This window comes from Pseudomonas sp. KBS0710, assembly GCF_005938045.2.
Taxonomy (GTDB): domain Bacteria; phylum Pseudomonadota; class Gammaproteobacteria; order Pseudomonadales; family Pseudomonadaceae; genus Aquipseudomonas.
On record NZ_VCCF02000001.1, the window covers coordinates 1,162,187 to 1,179,268 of the forward strand.

The following is a 17,082-nucleotide window of genomic DNA, read 5'->3' on the forward strand; positions in this document are numbered from 1 at the left end:
TCCTAGGTTCGAATCAAGTGGCCGCTGGCCGCGAGTAACTGACCGTCCAATAATGCACCCTGTTCGCCGAGAATCAATCGTCCCTCGGCAAACCAGCGAACAGCCAGCGGGTAAATCCTGTGTTCCTGGGTGTGAACCCGTTGCGCAAGTGTCTGCGCCGAATCTGCAGACTCTACCGGAACCACTGCCTGTACGACCAGAGGCCCGCCATCGAGTTCCTCGGTGACAAAGTGCACGCTGCAGCCATGCTCCGTGTCGCCGGCCTCGAGGGCGCGTTGGTGCGTGTGTAACCCTTTGTATTTGGGCAGCAGGGACGGGTGGATATTGAGCAGGCGCCCTTGGTAGTGCCGCACGAAATCGGCGCTGAGGATGCGCATGAAGCCGGCAAGGACCACGAGTTTGGGGTTGAAGGCGTCGATCAGTTCGATCAAGGCACTGTCGAAGGCCTCGCGACCTTCGAAAGCCTTGTGATCCAGGGAGCGGGTGTCGATACCCGCGTCCCTGGCGCGTTGCAGGCCGTAGGCGTCGCTGCGGTTGGAGATCACCGCAGCGATGCGCACCGGGCTGTCGCCGGCGCGCGTGCTGTCGATCAGGGCCTGCAAGTTACTGCCGGTGCCGGAGAGCAGCACCACGACATCACAGGTCTCAGGCATCAGTGAGCCTTGAGGTTCTTCAGTTCAACCTGGGCCGCGCCTTCCGGGGCGGTCGCGATCTGGCCGATAACCCAAGGCTGCTCGCCCGCTTCGCGCAGTACGTTCAGTGCGGTTTCAACGTGCTCTTGCGCCACGCAGATGACCATGCCCACGCCGCAGTTCAGTACGCGGTGCATTTCGGTTTCGTTGACGTTGCCTTGCGCTTGCAGCCAGTCGAACACGGCAGGACGGGTCCAGCTTGCCACGTCGACAATCGCCTGTGCGCCTTTTGGCAGCACGCGCGGGATGTTGTCCAGCAGGCCGCCACCGGTGATGTGGGCCATGGCTTTAACGGCGCCGGTGTCTTTGATCAGCTTGAGCAACGGCTTCACGTAGATACGGGTCGGGGCCATCAGCAGGTCGGTCAGCGGCTGGCCGTCGAGCTGGGTGTTCTCGATGTCGGCGCCGGATACTTCGATGATCTTGCGGATCAGCGAGTAGCCGTTGGAGTGCGGGCCGGACGATGGCAGGGCGAGCAGGGCGTCACCGGCGGCGACTTTGGAGCCGTCGATGATCTCGGCTTTTTCGACCACACCGACGCAGAAACCGGCCAGGTCGTAGTCTTCGCCTTCGTACATGCCTGGCATTTCAGCGGTTTCGCCGCCGACCAGGGAGCAACCCGACAGCTCGCAGCCGGCGCCGATACCGGTAACCACCTGTGCAGCGGTGTCAACGTTCAGCTTGCCGGTGGCGTAGTAGTCGAGGAAGAACAGCGGCTCTGCGCCACACACCACCAGGTCGTTGACGCACATGGCAACCAGGTCGATACCGATGGTGTCGTGCTTGTTCAGGTTCAGCGCCAGGCGCAGCTTGGTGCCCACGCCGTCGGTGCCGGACACCAGTACAGGCTGCTTGTAGCCGGCCGGGATTTCGCAGAGGGCGCCAAAACCGCCCAGGCCGCCCATGACTTCGGGGCGCGCAGTGCGCTTGGCGACGCTCTTGATGCGTTCGACCAATGCTTCACCGGCGTCGATGTCTACACCGGCGTCCTTGTAGCTCAGGGAGGGTTGCTTGCTCATGATCCAGGCCTTTAGGGGGGATTTCTGGGTAACGACCGAGCCGGCAGGCGCTTTTGGTAAAAGGCCCAGCCGCTGACGGTCTGCGAAGGCGCGCGATTTTATCAGGCTTGAGGGGCAGCGGCCATCCTCGGGCCGACGGGCAGGGCCATATAGCTTAAAAAAGCCGGTTAAAAAAATGCTAATCGAGCCGGTAATGGCGTGTATTAAGGTATAGCCTTTAACCCGCTATCGTTATGACAGTACAAAAACTGCCATGACCCTGTGAATGTTTTACCGGCTGCTGTGGTCACAGCCTTGCCAAGCCGAGTTCACGCGGTCTGTTCCAGCCGCTAAATTTGTCGTTCGGGAATCTTCCATGCGTCTGTGTAATGTCTTCTTTGTAGGCTGCTTGTCGTTGGTCAGCCTGGCGAGTCATGCCGAAACCCTCAATGGCCTTTATCAAGTACTTGAACCGGTTGCCAGCCAGTCGCCCCAAGAGCGTGACCAGGCCACCCAGCGCGCCGTGCAAACCCTGGTGATCCGCCTGACCGGCGATGCCAAGGCTGCCGACGGCCCAGGCCTGGCGGCGATCCGCAAAGACCCGCAGCAAATCATCAGCCAATACGGCTACGACGCCGGCCCGCCGGAAAGCCTGCAGGTGGACTTCGACCCTGTGAGCACCGATCGCGCCCTGCGTGAAGCGGGCCTGTCGATCTGGGGCAGCAATCGGCCGTCGATCCTCGGCTGGTGGCTCAACGATTCCACTGACGGCAGCAGCCTGGTCGGTGATGGCCAGGCGATAGCCGGCGCACTGCGCCGTGCCGCGCAACACCGTGGCTTGCCGTTGCGCTTGCCCTTGGGTGACCTGGATGAGCAAGTCGTCGCCACAGCACCGAATCTGGAAAGTGCCGACGCCACACCACTGCGCGCCGCTTCCGAACGTTATGGCGCCGACGCATTGTTGGCGGTGCACGCGCGCCAGGAAGGCAACCAGTGGCAGGCCAAATGGCGCCTGTGGTTGGGTGACAAAAGCGAGCAGGGCAGCGCCCAGGGCGCTGACACTGGTGTGGTGGCCGATGCCGTAATGCTGGCGGTCAGCCAAAAACTGGCGCCGCGCTTTGCCGTCAAGCCAGGCGTCAGTACCGAACAATTGCTCGAAGTGCAGGGCATGAATCTGGAGCGCTATGCCGCTTTGGGCCATCTGCTCGAACCCTTCGGCGCTCAACCGCAGTGGGTGGATGGCAATCGCATTGTGTATCGGGTCAACGGCAGTGCAGATCAGTTGCGCACGCAGTTGAGCCTGGCCAAGTTGCAGGAGCTGCCTGCGGGCGAAGCGCCGGTTCAACCGCCGGTCGCCGATGGCACGCAGCCGCCGGCTGCTCCGGAGCCTCAGGCGCAGTTACGTTTTCGTTGGTAGGTGATCTTCCTTCTATATAGATAGAAGGAAGCAAATGAGAGATGGAGTGGTTTATGGCGGATACGCGTCGTTGGGTGTGGCTTGGTGGGGTTGTCCTGCTGTGCGTTTTTGTGTTCTTGCTGCATTCGATCCTGACGCCGTTCCTGGTCGCGTTGCTGCTCGCTTATCTGTTCGATCCGGTGGTGGATCGCCTGGAGAAAGCCGGTTTGTCGCGAACCTTGGGCGTGGTTGCGGTGTTTGCACTGTTCACGCTGATTATCACCGCCTTGGTGCTGGTGTTGGTGCCGATGCTGGCCAAGCAGCTGTTCCGTCTTTATGAGCTGGCGCCGCAAATGCTCGACTGGTTGCAGCACACGGCCATGCCGTGGGCCCAGGCTAAGCTGGGGTTGGCGGATGGCTTCTGGAAGTTCGACAAGGTCAAGGCCGCGATCAGTGAGCATATGGGCCAGACCACCGATATTGTCGGTGTGGTGCTCAGCCAGGCCACGGCCTCCAGCCTTGCGTTGATCGGCTGGCTGACCAACCTGGTGCTGATCCCGGTGGTGGCGTTCTACCTGCTGCGGGACTGGGACATCATGATGGCCAAGATTCGCAGTCTGCTGCCACGCAATAACGAAGAGCGCATCGTTTCCCTGGCGCAAGAGTGCCATGAAGTGCTCGGCGCGTTCGTGCGCGGCCAGTTGCTGGTGATGCTGGCGCTGGGGATCATCTATGCCGCTGGCCTGATGGCGATTGGTCTGGAACTGGGGCTGTTGATCGGCTTGATCGCAGGCTTGGCCGCCATCGTGCCGTACATGGGCTTTGTGATCGGTATCGGCGCGGCGCTGGTGGCCGGGCTGTTCCAGTTCGGCGGCGACCTGTACCCGATGCTCGGGATCGTGGCGGTATTCATGGTCGGCCAGGCCCTGGAAGGCATGGTGCTGACGCCGCTGTTGGTGGGCGACCGGATTGGCTTGCACCCGGTGGCGGTGATCTTTGCGATCCTGGCGGGCGGTGAGCTGTTTGGGTTTACCGGCATTTTGCTGGCGCTGCCGGTGGCGGCGGTGATCATGGTGTTGGTGCGCCACGTCCATGATCTGTATAAGGATTCGGATGCGTATACCGGGGTGGAAGACCCGGATCTGTAACCGTTTCGCAACAAACCCGGCCTAAGCCGGGTTTGTTGTTTCTGGGGGCGGGGTGTCAAACAATTTGCGCAAATCGCCCCGAGTTAACGCAAACCTTTGATTTTGCTTGTGGTCTGCTGCATTGTGCGCCCGGCGTCACGGGTATAAACTTTGCAAACTTTACACAGAGGCCACTAACGGTTCGTTTGGAGCCGTTCAGTCAGCATGAAACCGATTCAGCTGCCCTTGGGTGTGCGTCTGCGTGACGACGCCACCTTTATCAATTACTACCCAGGCGCCAATGCCGCTGCACTCGGCTATGTCGAGCGGCTCTGCGAAGCCGACGCCGGGTGGACTGAAAGCCTGATCTATCTGTGGGGCAAGCACGGCGTGGGGCGTACCCACCTGTTGCAGGCCGCGTGCCTGCGCTTCGAGCAGATGGGTGAGCCGGCGGTTTATCTGCCACTGGCTGAGCTGATGGACCGTGGCATCGGCATCTTCGACCACCTTGAGCAATACGAACTGGTGTGCCTGGATGACCTGCAGGCCATCGCCGGCAAGGCGGATTGGGAAGAGGCGCTGTTTCACTTGTTCAACCGCCTGCGTGACAGCGGCCGACGCTTGTTGATTGCTGCGTCCACCTCGCCGCGTGAGCTGCCGGTGAAGCTGGCTGACCTCAAGTCACGCCTCACTTTGGCGCTGATCTTCCAGATGCGCCCACTGTCCGACGAAGACAAGCTGCGTGCCCTGCAACTGCGTGCATCGCGTCGCGGCCTGCACCTCACCGACGAAGTCGGGCACTTTATCCTCACCCGTGGCACCCGCAGCATGAGCGCGTTGTTCGACTTGCTCGAACAGCTGGATCAGGCCTCCTTGCAGGCTCAGCGCAAGCTGACTATTCCGTTCCTCAAGGAAACCCTCGGCTGGTAGCCAACCCTTATCCAGTGGGGTTTTCGGCAACTTCCAGGCGCCAGAAAACCTGCGTTTGGGCCGTTATGGCCACGCAACAGGCATGAATAGGGTGTTAAGGGCTTAGATGTCATAGTCCAAACAAGAAGTCACATAGATCACGATTGAATTTGCAAATCGATGTGATAGAGGGCATAGTCTCGACTTCTTTACACATCAGCCACGGTCGTGCCCATGCTAAATCGCTTCGCACCCCTCGTGCCTCTCGCACTCGTTACCCTGTTGTTTGGTTGCGCCACCCACACTCAAAACGTGGCTGAGCAGCAAAAACCACAGGTTCAAAATCAGGCAAAGTTCGTTGCAGCCCAGTCTTCCACTGTCTATGAGGAAGAAGTTGCCACCGAGAAAGAACTCGCCGCCTTCGCCGGCAGCAAGCCTTACCAGCTTCCCGTTCTGGCTGACAGCATTCTCGAACGCGGCATGTCCCTGATCGGTACCCGTTACCGTTTCGGCGGTACCTCTGAAGCCGGTTTCGACTGCAGTGGTTTTATCGGCTACCTGTTCCGTGAAGAAGCCGGCATGAATTTGCCACGCTCGACACGCGAAATGATCAACGTGGACGCACCGTTGGTCGCACGCAACAACCTCAAGCCCGGTGATCTGCTTTTCTTTAGTACGGCAGGCCGTGGTCGTGTCAGCCATGCCGGTATCTACTTGGGCGATAACCAGTTTATCCACTCCAGCAGCCGTCGCAGTGGCGGTGTTCGAGTCGACAACCTGGGTGACAGCTACTGGAGCAAAACCTTCATCGAAGCCAAGCGCGCACTTGCCATGGCCCCGACTACGGTTACCGCTAGTAAGTAAAGTTAAAGTGATACTTGAAGTTTGACGTGTAAGCGCTAGAATCCCTGGACATTGTTGTAATCCGTTCGCGCGAGCTTTGCTTGCGCGTTCTGGTTTTCAGCGTTCGGCAGCGAAAGCCGCATCCAGATCAGGATTGTTCTGCCCATGTCGACCTCAGCCCGCCTCATTCTGCTGGTATGTGCCGCGCTCCTCAGCGCCTGCGCAAGCCGTCCACCGCCGCCTGCGCCTGTCGCAGTCAAACCCAAGCCGGTGTTCAACTATTCCACGCAAAATTTCTCGCCGGCTGCCGAAGACGTGCTCTTCCGTGCGTTGGGCCTGGTCGGCACGCCTTATCGCTGGGGCGGCAATACGCCAGACTCCGGGTTTGATTGCAGTGGCCTGATCGGCTTTGTCTACCGCGACGCCGCCGGCATCAGCCTGCCGCGCACCACCCGCGAACTGATCGTGATGCGCGCTCAGGATGTGAGCGAAAACAACCTGCAAACCGGCGACCTGATCTTCTTCGCCACCGGCGGCGGCTCGCGAGTAAGCCACGCAGGTATCTACGTGGGTGAAGGGCGATTCGTACACGCCCCGCAAACCGGCGGTACGGTGAAGTTGGACACCTTGTCCAAGGCCTATTGGCAGAATGCCTACCTGAGCGCCAAGCGCGTATTGCCAGCGAGCCTGGCGCGTAATCCTTAAGTCATTCAGGCCCAGTGTGGGAGCCAGCTCCCACATTTTGCCTGTGGCAGACTCAAGATCGGCTATTTAACCGCCGACACCCGCCACACCTTATTCCCCACATCATCGGCCACCAGCAAATCCCCTTGCTGATCAATCACCACGCCCACCGGCCGGCCCATGGCTTTCTCGTCTTTATTGAGGAATCCGGTCAGCACATCCACCGGCTGCCCTTTGGGTTGCCCGCCCTCGAACGGCACGAAGATCACCTTGTAGCCACTGTGCGGTTTACGGTTCCACGAACCATGCTGGCCAATAAATGCGCCGTTGCTGAATTGCGCCGGGAGTTTGCTGCCCTCGGCAAACGTCAGCCCCAGTGACGCGGTGTGCGGCCCAACGGCATAGTCCGGGGCGATGGCCTTGGCGACCAGGTCGAGGTTTTGCGGTGAGACGCGCACGTCTACATGTTGGCCGTAGTAGCTGAAGGGCCAGCCATAGAAAGCGCCATCCTTGACCGAGGTGATGTAGTCCGGCACCAGGTCGCTGCCAATCTCATCGCGCTCGTTAACCGCCGTCCACAGCTTGCCGCTCTGCGGTTCCCAAGCCATGCCGTTGGGGTTGCGCAGGCCGGAAGCGAAAATCCGATGCTCGCCCGTGGCGCGGTCGACTTCCCAGATTGCCGCGCGGCCTTGTTCCGCTTCCAGGCCGTTTTCGCCGACGTTGCTGTTGGAGCCCACACTCACATACAGCTTGCTGCCGTCCTTGCTGGCCACCACGTTTTTGGTCCAGTGGTGATTGATGCTACCGCCCGGCAGGTCGACCACCTTGGTGCCGGCTGCCTTGATCGCGGTTTCACCCGGCTGATAAGGGAAGCGCAGCAGCTTGTCCGAATCGGCGACGTACAGGTCGTTACCCACCAGCGTCATGCCAAACGGCGAGTTGAGGTTCTCCAGAAACACTGTGCGCGTCTCGGCCACACCATCATGGTCGGCATCGCGCAGCAGTGTGATGCGGTTCGGGCTTGGCACGCCCGCGCCAGCGCGGCCCATGACCTTCTCCATCACCCAGCCACGAATGCCGGTGGCGTCATCCGGTTTGGGTGGCGAATTGGTTTCGGCGACCAGCACATCACCGTTAGGCAAAACGTAGAGCCAGCGCGGGTGATCCAGGCCTTCGGCAAACGCCGCCACTTGAGTGCCGGCAGCGGCTGTCGGCTTGGCGCCTGCCGGCCAGCCGATCGCCGGGGCGATGTTGACGGTGGGGATCAGGGTTTTGTTCGGCTCCGGCAGTTTGGGCGATGGCCCGGTGCCGTCCGAGACCTGCAGGGTAGAGCTTTCACCGCAGGCGGCGAGGGTGCCAGCGAGCATGATCAGTAAGGCGAGTCTGGTTTTGTGCATGGTTTTCTCCTTAATACCTGTAAAGGTAGAGAAGCGCGGCAGTCGGATGGTTCAAGTGCAAGGCCAGCTTTAATTGACGCTCCACCCCCAACCCACTAACCTTCGCCGCTTGTTCCAGGTGCTCTGTGGCCCATGTGCCGACAGAGTGAAACAGGGAAGCCGGTGAGTGAGCGCGCTTATACACAGCGCAGCCGCAATTCCGGCGCTGCCCCCGCAACGGTAAATGAGTGAAAACGGTGCTTTTTGCCACTGTATCCGCGTGATATGGGAAGGCGCACCGTTGGCCTGCTCGCGCTACGTAGAGCGCCACTCATGAGCCCGGAGACCGGCCTGGATCATCCAACAGCATCACGGTGGGCGATGCTTGGCTGTCTGTTTTTTCTTTTTCCTGCCCGCCGTTTTTGTCCAGCCCCAACGGAGAGCTGCCATGACTGATTCCCCCGACCGCGACGAGCGCCACCTGGCGCGCATGCTGCGCAAAAAAGCCGTGATCGACGAGCGTATCGCCAATTCCCCCAACGAATGCGGCCTGCTGCTGGTGTTGACCGGTAACGGCAAAGGCAAAAGCAGCTCGGCGTTCGGCATGCTCGCCCGCGCCATGGGCCACGGCATGCAGTGCGGCGTGGTGCAGTTCATCAAGGGGCGCAACAGCACCGGCGAAGAACTGTTCTTCCGGCGCTTCCCCGAGCAAGTGCGCTTCCATGTGATGGGCGAAGGCTTCACCTGGGAAACCCAGGACCGCCAGCGCGACATCGCCGCCGCCGAAGCTGCCTGGGCGGTTTCCCGCGAATTGCTGCAAGACCCGTCCATCGGCCTGGTGGTGCTGGACGAGCTGAACATCGCCCTCAAGCACGGCTACCTCGATCTGGACCAGGTACTCAGCGACCTGCAAGCCCGCCCGCCAATGCAGCACGTGGTGGTCACCGGCCGTGGCGCCAAGCCTGAACTGATCGAAATGGGCGACACCGTCACCGAAATGGGCATGCTCAAACACGCGTTCCAGGCCGGTATCAAGGCACAGAAGGGCGTCGAACTTTGAATCAGCCCCGTCGTTGCCCAGCCGTATTGATCGCCGCTCCGGCGTCCGGCCAGGGCAAAACCACCGTCACCGCCGCGCTTGCCCGCTTGCACCGCAACCTGGGGCGCAAGGTGCGCGTGTTCAAATGTGGGCCGGATTTTCTCGACCCGATGATCCACGAGCGCGCCAGCGGTGCACCGGTGTATCAGTTGGACATGTGGATGGTGGGCGAGCAGGAAAGCCGCCGCTTGCTGTGGGAAGCGGCGGGCGAGGCTGACCTTATCCTCATTGAAGGCGTGATGGGGTTGTTTGATGGCACGCCGTCAAGCGCCGACCTGGCGCGGCACTTTGGTGTGCCGGTGCTCGGGGTTATCGACGGAACTGCGATGGCGCAGACCTTCGGCGCCCTGGCCTTGGGCCTGGCGCGTTATCAGCCGGACCTGCCGTTCGCCGGCGTGCTGGCCAATCGCGTCGGCACCTTGCGTCATGCGCAACTGCTCGAAGGCAGCCTCACTGAAGGCCTGCGCTGGTACGGCGCGTTGTCCCGCGAAACGGGGATTGAATTACCGAGTCGTCACCTGGGCCTGGTGCAAGCCAGCGAACTCAATGACCTCGATGCGCGCCTGGATGCCGCAGCCCAGGCACTGGGCAGCAGCTGCGAAGTGGCGTTGCCGCCGCCGGTGACGTTCGCCGCACCCAAAGTGATCGAGGCTGAGCCGCTGCTGGCCGGCGTGCGCATCGCGGTGGCCCGTGATGAAGCCTTCGCCTTCACTTACGGCGCGAGCCTTGACCTGCTGCGGGCAATGGGCGCAGAGCTGAAGTTTTTCTCGCCGATCCACGATCGCCAATTGCCCGACGCCGACAGCCTCTACCTGCCCGGCGGCTACCCCGAATTGCATCACCAGGCACTGTCTGAAAACACCTCGATGCTTGAGGCAATCCGCGCCCATCATGGGGCCGGCAAACCGCTGCTGGCTGAATGTGGCGGCATGCTCTACCTGCTGGATTCGCTCACCGATGTGGACGGCACCCGTGCCGAACTGGTCGGCCTGCTGCAAGGCGATGCGGTGATGCAAAAGAAACTCGCCGCCCTGGCCCTGCAAAGTGTCGAGTTGCCCGAAGGCGTGCTGCGTGGCCATACCTATCATCATTCCCTGACCAGCACCGAATGGCAGCCGATTGCCCGTGGCCTGAGCCCCAATGGCGGGCGCGGGGCCGAGGCGGTGTATCGGCAGGGGCGGATGACGGCTTCTTATGTGCACTTTTATTTTCCGTCGAATCCGACGGCGGTGGCCGCACTCTTTGCGCCTGTCATGAGCAACGCCTTCGCGAGCAAGCCCGCTCCCACAGGAGAATGCATTCCAAATGTGGGAGCGGGCTTGCTCGCGAAGAGGCCATGACGGACAACCAATACCCCCAAGCCGACCGCGACGCCGTCTACCGCGCCATCGCCGAACGCCGCGACATGCGCCACTTCACCGGCGGCACGGTCGCGCCCGAATTGCTGCACCGCCTGCTGCAGGCCGCTCACCAGGCGCCCAGTGTGGGCCTGATGCAGCCCTGGCGGTTTATCCGCATCAGCGACCGTCAACTGCGTGGGAAAATCCAGCAGTTGGTGGAACAGGAACGTGTGCGCACCGCCGAAGCCTTGGGCGAGCGCTCCGATGAGTTCATGAAGCTCAAGGTCGAAGGTATCCACGACTGCGCCGAAGTCTTGGTGGCCGCACTGATGGACGACCGCGAGCGCCACATCTTTGGTCGACGCACCTTGCCGGAGATGGACATGGCGTCGTTGTCCTGTGCGATCCAGAACCTCTGGCTGGCCGCCCGTGTCGAGGGCATCGGCATGGGCTGGGTCTCGATGTTCGAGCCACGGGCGCTGGCCGACCTGCTGGGCCTGCCGCCCGGCGCCAAACCCCTGGCCGTGTTGTGCCTGGGCCCGGTGGCCGAGTTCTACCCGGCACCGATGTTGCAACTCGAAGGTTGGACCGAACCACGGCCGCTGAGTGACATGTTGTATGAAAATGTGTGGGGAGTGAGTCAATGAGTGTGGCCTTGCTGTGTGTCGCTGCGGTGGCGCTGGATGCGCTGCTGGGCGAACCCAGGCGCTGGCATCCGCTGGTGGCGTTCGGCAATTTCGCCGGGCGCATCGAGCAACGTTTCAACACCGGTGGCCGTGGCTGGCGCAGCCACGGCGTGACCGCATGGTTTATCGCCGTGGTGCCGCTGACGCTGCTGGCCACCGCGTTGTCCTGGGCGCCCTATATCGGCTGGGTCCTGGAAATTCTGGCGTTGTACCTGGCGCTCGGCATGCGCAGCCTGGGTGAGCATGTGATTCCGGTTGCCCAGGCGTTGCGCAGCGGTGATCTGGATGAAGCGCGCAAGCGCGTGAGTTATCTGGTCAGCCGCCAGACCAGCGAGCTGGACAGCACCGAAGTCGCCCGCGCCGCCACCGAGTCAGTGCTGGAGAACGGCAGCGACGCGGTATTTGCCGCATTGTTCTGGTTTGTGGTCGCCGGTGTGCCGGGCGTGGTGCTGTACCGCCTGAGCAACACCCTGGATGCCATGTGGGGCTATCGCAACGAACGCTTCGAGCGCTTCGGCTGGGCAGCCGCCAAGATCGACGATGTGCTCAACTATATTCCTGCACGGCTGGTGGCGCTGACCTACGCCATTTTGGGCAAAACCCGCTTGGCGCTTAAATGCTGGCGCACCCAAGGCCCGACCTGGGACAGTCCCAACGCGGGCCCGGTGATGGCGGCCGGTGCTGGCGCCTTGGGCGTCGAGCTGGGTGGCGCGGCGATTTATCACGGCGAGCTGCATCAGCGTCCGCAGTTGGGCGAAGGCCCGGCCGCCGATGCCGACGCCATCGACCGTGGCTGGCAACTGGTGCAGCGCGGCGTATGGTTATGGCTGTTGATCCTGTGCGCGGGGGCGCAATTGTATGCTTGAGCATGGTGGGCGCCTGCGTAAGGCGGTGATTGAGTACGGGATTGCCGAGGCCGATTGGCTCGACCTGTCCAGTGGCCTCGCGCCCTGGCCCTGGCCGATCCCCGAGATCCCGCTGCGGGCCTGGGCGCGTTTGCCGGAAACCGACGACGGCCTGGAAAAGGCCGCCTGCGACTATTACGGCGCCGCCCACCTGCTGCCGGTGCCGGGCTCCCAGGCGGCGATCCAGCTGCTGCCGCGCCTGCGTCGTTCGGGCAAGGTTGGCGTGTTGTCACCCTGTTACGCCGAGCACGCCGAAGCCTGGCGCCGCGCCGGGTACGTGGTGCGCGAAGTGCAGGAGCAGGAAGTCGACTTCTTTCTCGACAGCCTCGACGTGCTGGTGGTGGTCAACCCCAACAACCCCACCGGCCTGAGCCTGAGCCCGCAACGCCTGCTGGACTGGCACGCGCGGCTGGCGCAGCGCGGCGGCTGGCTGGTGGTGGACGAGGCGTTCATGGACGTTACGCCGCAACTGAGCCTGGCCAGCCACACCCACCATGTCGGCCTGATCGTATTGCGCTCGTTCGGCAAGTTCTTCGGCCTTGCCGGCGTGCGCCTGGGCTTTGTGCTGGCCGAGCGCCGGTTGCTCAGGCTGCTGGCCGAACAGGTCGGTCCCTGGGCTGTCAGCGGGCCGACCCGCGTGCTTGGCCAGGTGTGCCTGCGCGATACGGCCGGGCAGGTTCGCCAGCGTGAGCGCTGTATCGAAGCAGCGCAGCGCCTGTTTGACTTGCTCGAACGCCACGGCTTTCAACCCCACGGTGGCTGTGCCCTGTTCCAGTGGTTGATCACCCCGCACGCCGAACGCATGCATGAATTCATGGCCCAGCGCGGCATTTTGCTGCGCCTGTTTGTCCATGACAGCAGCCTGCGCCTTGGCCTGCCCGATACCGAGGCGGATTGGCTGCGACTCGACGAAGCCCTGGCTGCCTACAAGGGAGCAACATGAGTACGCTGATGGTGCAAGGCACCACCTCCGACGCCGGCAAAAGTACCCTGGTGACCGCGCTGTGCCGCTGGCTGGTGCGCCAGGGCATCGCGGTGGCGCCGTTCAAGCCGCAGAACATGGCGCTCAACAGTGCCGTCACGGCCCAAGGCGGCGAAATCGGCCGCGCCCAGGCGGTGCAAGCCCAGGCCGCCAACCTCGCGCCGCACACCGACATGAACCCGGTGCTGCTCAAACCCAACAGTGACACCGGCTCCCAAGTGATCATCCATGGTCGCGCCGTGACCAGCATGAACGCCGTGGCCTATCACGACTACAAAGCCATCGCGATGCAGGCGGTGCTGGCCTCCCACACACGCCTGAGCGCGGCCTACCCGGTGGTGATGGTGGAAGGCGCCGGGTCGCCTGCCGAGATCAATCTGCGCGCCAATGACATTGCCAATATGGGCTTTGCCGAAGCGGTGGATTGCCCGGTGCTGCTGATTGCCGACATCAATCGCGGCGGCGTATTCGCCCATTTGGTCGGTACTCTGGAATTGCTTTCGCCGACTGAACAGGCGCGGGTCAAAGGCTTTATCATCAACCGGTTTCGCGGCGATATAGCCTTGCTGCAGCCTGGCCTGGACTGGCTGGAAGCGCGCACCGGCAAGCCAGTGGTGGGCGTGCTGCCTTATGTGATGGACTTGCACCTGGAAGCCGAAGACGGCATCGACCAGCGCCAGATCGACAAGGCCGCGCAAGTGCTCAAGGTGGTGGTGCCGGTGTTGCCGCGTATCAGCAACCATACGGACTTTGACCCGCTGCGCCTGCATCCCCAGGTGGATTTGCAGTTTGTCGGGCCGGGCCAGGCGATTCCGCCTGCCGACCTGATTATCCTGCCGGGCTCCAAAAGCGTGCGCAGTGACCTGGCCTATCTGCGTGCCAACGGCTGGGACACTGCCGTGGCTCGGCACTTGCGTTATGGCGGCAAAGTGCTGGGGATTTGCGGCGGCTTGCAAATGCTCGGCGAGCAAGTGCATGACCCGCTCGGGCTGGAAGGTCCGGCTGGTTCCAGTGAAGGCTTGGGGCTGCTGGCGTTCATTACGACGCTGGAGGAAGAGAAGCAGCTGCGCAATGTGCGTGGGCACTTGTTGCTGGAAGATGCCGAGGTCAGTGGCTATGAGATTCACGCCGGGGTGACTTGCGGTGAAGCGCTGGCAAACGCCGCCGTGCGGCTGGATGATGGCCGCAGTGACGGCGCGCAGAGTGCTGACGGGCAGATTCTCGGCACCTACCTGCACGGTCTGTTCGAAAGCCCCGCCGCGTGCAGCGCCTTGTTGCGCTGGGCTGGGTTGCAGGACGTACAGGAGGTGGATTACCACGCCTTGCGCGAGCGCGATATCGAGCGTTTGGCGGACCTGGTGGAGAACCACCTGGATACCGCGTTGTTGCGCAAGCTATGCGGGTTTTAACAGTGCACACACAATCCAACTGTGGGAGCTGGCTTGCCTGCGATGACGGTTTGTCGGCGTACATATCCGTCAGCTGGGTAACGGCCACTTATGGTTCCGCTCTGACAGCGGGTCACTTTTGTAAAGACACAAAAGTAACCAAAAAGTCTTCGCCCCACCACTCGGCACCTCGCCTAGGCTCGGTGTTCCCTCACTCCGGCTTGAATCCGTGGGCCGCCGCGATGGGCCATCCTTGGCCCAGCGCGGCTAACCCGGCGTCCTGCCGGGTTACCCACGGCTTCAAACCTGCGTTCGGCCAGCGTGGTTTAACGGGGCGACTGAGATCAAAATCAAAAGCCAGATCAACCGCCAAATCAAAAGCGAATCTGCCCTCCTGTGGGAGTTGGCTTGCCTGCGATGACGGTAGGTCAGCCACTGCATACCTATCTGACTCACCCCACTCGCCGCTGCACACCCCAACCTCGCCACCCGCCGAACAAGGCGCTATCCCATGCATCAACTAATCCTCGGCGGCGCCCGCTCCGGCAAAAGTCGCCTGGCCGAAAAGCTCGCCAGCGACAGCACCTTGCCCGTCATCTACATCGCCACCAGCCAGCCGCTGGATGGCGAGATGAGCGCACGTGTCGCGCATCACCGCGAGCGTCGTCCGGACCACTGGGGGCTGATTGAAGAACCGATCGAACTGGCCCGCGTACTGCGCGAAAACGCCGCCGCCGGGCGTTGCCTGCTGGTGGACTGCCTGACCCTGTGGCTCACCAACCTGCTGATGCTCGAAGACCCGGCGCGCCTGGCGCTGGAGCGTGATCAATTGCTGCACACCCTGGCTGCACTGCCGGGTGAAATCATTTTTGTCAGCAACGAGACCGGAATGGGTGTCGTGCCGCTGGGCGAATTGACTCGCCGCTATGTGGATGAAGCCGGTTGGCTGCATCAAGCCTTGGCCGAGCGGTGTCAGCGTGTTGTCCTGACGGTTGCCGGCCTGCCCCTGACTTTGAAAGGTACTGCGTTATGACTGACACCTGGTGGCTCAACCCCTGCAAGGCCGTCGACACGGCGGCGCACGAACAAGCGCTGGCACGCCAACAGCAGCTGACCAAACCGGCCGGCTCGCTCGGCCAATTGGAAGCGGTGGCGGTGCAACTGGCCGGCCTGCAAGGCCAGGTCAAACCGTTGGTGGACCAAGTGTGGATCGCTATTTTTGCCGGTGACCATGGCGTCGTCGCAGAAGGCGTGTCGGCCTTTCCCCAGGAAGTGACCGGGCAAATGCTGCACAACTTCGTTACCGGCGGCGCCGCCATCAGTGTGTTGGCGCGCCAGCTGGATGCGCAGCTGGAGGTGGTCGACCTCGGTACGGTGACGCCGTCCCTGAATCTGCCCGGTGTACGTCACCTGAATATTGGTGCGGGCACGGCGAACTTCGTCAATGGCCCGGCCATGACTGAAGCTCAAGGCCGCCTGGCGCTGCAAGCCGGTCGCGATAGCGCGCGTCGTGCATTGGAAAACGGCGCCCAGCTGTTTATCGGCGGTGAGATGGGCATCGGCAATACCACCGCCGCCAGCGCCTTGGCGTGCGCGTTGCTCGATTGCAAGGTCAGCGACCTCACAGGCCCGGGCACCGGTTTGAACGCCCAGGGCGTCAGCCACAAAGTGGCAGTTATCGAGCGCGCACTGGCGCTGCATGCCGGGCAGCGCAACGACGCACTGCACACCCTGTTCAACCTCGGCGGGTTTGAAATCGCCGCGCTGGTCGGTGCCTATCTGGCCTGCGCGCAAGAAGGCATCGTCGTACTGGTGGATGGGTTTATCTGCACCGTCGCCGCACTGGTCGCCACGCGCCTGAACCCGGCCTGCCGTGAATGGCTGGTGTTCGGCCACGGTGGCGCCGAGCCGGGCCATCGTCACGTCCTGCAACACCTTAACGCCGAACCCTTGCTGCAACTCGGCCTGCGCCTGGGCGAGGGCAGTGGTGCGGCGCTGGCAGTGCCGTTGCTGCGCCTGGCGTGTGCGCTGCACGGGCAAATGGCGACATTTGCCGAAGCGGCCGTGGCAGACCGCCCGGCATGACCTTGCACCTGGACCTGTTGCGCCACGGCGAAACCGAGCTGGGTGGCGGCCTGCGCGGCAGCCTCGACGACGCGCTCACCGACAAGGGTTGGGCACAGATGCGCGCCGCCGTTGCAGAGCAGGGGCCTTGGGACCGCGTGATCAGTTCGCCGTTGCAGCGTTGCGCGCTATTCGCCCAAGAGCTGGGCGCACGCCTCGATGTGCCGGTGAGCCTGGAAAAAGATCTGCAGGAATTGCACTTCGGCGCCTGGGAAGGGCATAGCGCAGCAGCGCTGATGGAAACCGACGCTGAAGGGCTCGGCCTGTTCTGGGCTGATCCGTACAACTTCACACCACCCGAGGGCGAGCCGGTCAGCGACTTTTCCCGCCGTGTGCTGGGCGCCATCTCACGTTTGCATCAGGCCTATGCCGGTGAGCGCGTGTTGCTGATCAGTCACGGTGGCGTGATGCGTCTGCTACTGGCGCAGGCGCGCGGTTTGCCGCGCGAGCAGTTATTGAATGTCGAAGTTGGCCATGGCGGGCTGTTCAGCCTGCGCGTGTCTGCCGATGGTGTGTTGAAGGAAGGAACCTGA

General features: G+C 62.4%; 17 protein-coding genes and 1 riboswitch. Of the genes, 14 read left to right on the forward strand and 3 right to left on the reverse strand.

The genetic code is table 11. The features are described from left to right. Window positions 1-2 precede the first annotated feature (2 nt). Complete coding sequence (gene purN, locus FFI16_RS05460) at window positions 3-653, reverse strand: phosphoribosylglycinamide formyltransferase (RefSeq protein ID WP_069788060.1); 651 nt, start codon at window positions 651-653, stop codon at window positions 3-5. After that, window positions 653-1,711, reverse strand: coding sequence for a phosphoribosylformylglycinamidine cyclo-ligase (gene purM / locus FFI16_RS05465; protein WP_017134881.1), 1,059 nt, complete (start codon window positions 1,709-1,711; stop codon window positions 653-655). The genes purN and purM overlap by 1 nt, the downstream gene beginning before the upstream one ends. A gap of 355 nt (window positions 1,712-2,066) precedes the next feature. Here purM and FFI16_RS05470 point away from each other — a divergent pair, with 355 nt between their 5' ends. From FFI16_RS05470 to FFI16_RS05490, 5 genes are all read left to right on the forward strand, one after another. Then, entirely contained in the window at window positions 2,067-3,107 is a 1,041-nt protein-coding gene (locus FFI16_RS05470; protein ID WP_138814448.1) for a DUF2066 domain-containing protein, read from the forward strand. Window positions 3,108-3,160: 53 nt separating this feature from the next. Next, window positions 3,161-4,234: an AI-2E family transporter gene (locus FFI16_RS05475; protein ID WP_056861686.1), complete on the forward strand. Its 1,074-nt coding sequence runs from the start codon at window positions 3,161-3,163 to the stop codon at window positions 4,232-4,234. Window positions 4,235-4,438: 204 nt separating this feature from the next. Beyond that, on the forward strand, window positions 4,439-5,143 hold the full coding sequence (gene hda, locus FFI16_RS05480; protein ID WP_017134884.1) for a DnaA regulatory inactivator Hda: 705 nt from the start codon (window positions 4,439-4,441) through the stop codon (window positions 5,141-5,143). A gap of 213 nt (window positions 5,144-5,356) precedes the next feature. After that, window positions 5,357-5,986, forward strand: coding sequence for a C40 family peptidase (locus tag FFI16_RS05485; RefSeq protein ID WP_138814449.1), 630 nt, complete (start codon window positions 5,357-5,359; stop codon window positions 5,984-5,986). Window positions 5,987-6,130: 144 nt separating this feature from the next. Further along, the gene (locus tag FFI16_RS05490) at window positions 6,131-6,670 is read left to right on the forward strand and encodes a C40 family peptidase (RefSeq protein WP_056861462.1); all 540 of its coding nucleotides are present in this window, start codon (window positions 6,131-6,133) and stop codon (window positions 6,668-6,670) included. Window positions 6,671-6,732: 62 nt separating this feature from the next. Here FFI16_RS05490 and FFI16_RS05495 read toward each other — a convergent pair whose 3' ends face one another. Next, window positions 6,733-8,046, reverse strand: a complete 1,314-nt coding sequence (locus tag FFI16_RS05495; protein ID WP_138814450.1) for a sorbosone dehydrogenase family protein — start codon at window positions 8,044-8,046, stop codon at window positions 6,733-6,735. Between the two features lie 99 nt (window positions 8,047-8,145). Next, a riboswitch (cobalamin riboswitch) is annotated at window positions 8,146-8,395 on the forward strand. A 78-nt stretch (window positions 8,396-8,473) separates the two neighbouring features. Between FFI16_RS05495 and cobO the strand changes: the two genes are divergently transcribed. The 9 genes from cobO to cobC all read left to right on the forward strand — a co-directional run bounded on the left by cobO (window position 8,474) and on the right by cobC (window position 17,082). Continuing rightward, window positions 8,474-9,085: a cob(I)yrinic acid a,c-diamide adenosyltransferase gene (gene cobO, locus FFI16_RS05500; protein WP_010208674.1), complete on the forward strand. Its 612-nt coding sequence runs from the start codon at window positions 8,474-8,476 to the stop codon at window positions 9,083-9,085. Beyond that, window positions 9,082-10,464, forward strand: coding sequence for a cobyrinate a,c-diamide synthase (locus FFI16_RS05505; protein ID WP_138814451.1), 1,383 nt, complete (start codon window positions 9,082-9,084; stop codon window positions 10,462-10,464). The genes cobO and FFI16_RS05505 overlap by 4 nt, the downstream gene beginning before the upstream one ends. Further along, window positions 10,461-11,111, forward strand: a complete 651-nt coding sequence (gene bluB, locus FFI16_RS05510) for a 5,6-dimethylbenzimidazole synthase (protein ID WP_138814452.1) — start codon at window positions 10,461-10,463, stop codon at window positions 11,109-11,111. The genes FFI16_RS05505 and bluB overlap by 4 nt, the downstream gene beginning before the upstream one ends. Continuing rightward, window positions 11,108-12,016, forward strand: coding sequence for an adenosylcobinamide-phosphate synthase CbiB (cbiB, locus tag FFI16_RS05515; RefSeq protein WP_138814453.1), 909 nt, complete (start codon window positions 11,108-11,110; stop codon window positions 12,014-12,016). The genes bluB and cbiB overlap by 4 nt, the downstream gene beginning before the upstream one ends. Next, a complete protein-coding gene (gene cobD / locus FFI16_RS05520; RefSeq protein ID WP_138814454.1) occupies window positions 12,009-12,998 on the forward strand; it encodes a threonine-phosphate decarboxylase CobD in 990 nt (329 codons plus the stop codon). The genes cbiB and cobD overlap by 8 nt, the downstream gene beginning before the upstream one ends. Further along, window positions 12,995-14,446, forward strand: coding sequence for a cobyric acid synthase (locus FFI16_RS05525; RefSeq protein WP_138814455.1), 1,452 nt, complete (start codon window positions 12,995-12,997; stop codon window positions 14,444-14,446). The genes cobD and FFI16_RS05525 overlap by 4 nt, the downstream gene beginning before the upstream one ends. A 490-nt stretch (window positions 14,447-14,936) precedes the next feature. Continuing rightward, window positions 14,937-15,458 (forward strand): bifunctional adenosylcobinamide kinase/adenosylcobinamide-phosphate guanylyltransferase, encoded by a 522-nt coding sequence (gene cobU, locus FFI16_RS05535; RefSeq protein ID WP_056861454.1) that lies wholly within the window; start codon window positions 14,937-14,939, stop codon window positions 15,456-15,458. Further along, window positions 15,455-16,510: a nicotinate-nucleotide--dimethylbenzimidazole phosphoribosyltransferase gene (cobT, locus tag FFI16_RS05540; protein WP_138814456.1), complete on the forward strand. Its 1,056-nt coding sequence runs from the start codon at window positions 15,455-15,457 to the stop codon at window positions 16,508-16,510. The genes cobU and cobT overlap by 4 nt, the downstream gene beginning before the upstream one ends. Beyond that, entirely contained in the window at window positions 16,507-17,082 is a 576-nt protein-coding gene (gene cobC / locus FFI16_RS05545) for an alpha-ribazole phosphatase family protein (protein WP_138814457.1), read from the forward strand. Before cobT ends, cobC begins: the two co-directional genes overlap by 4 nt.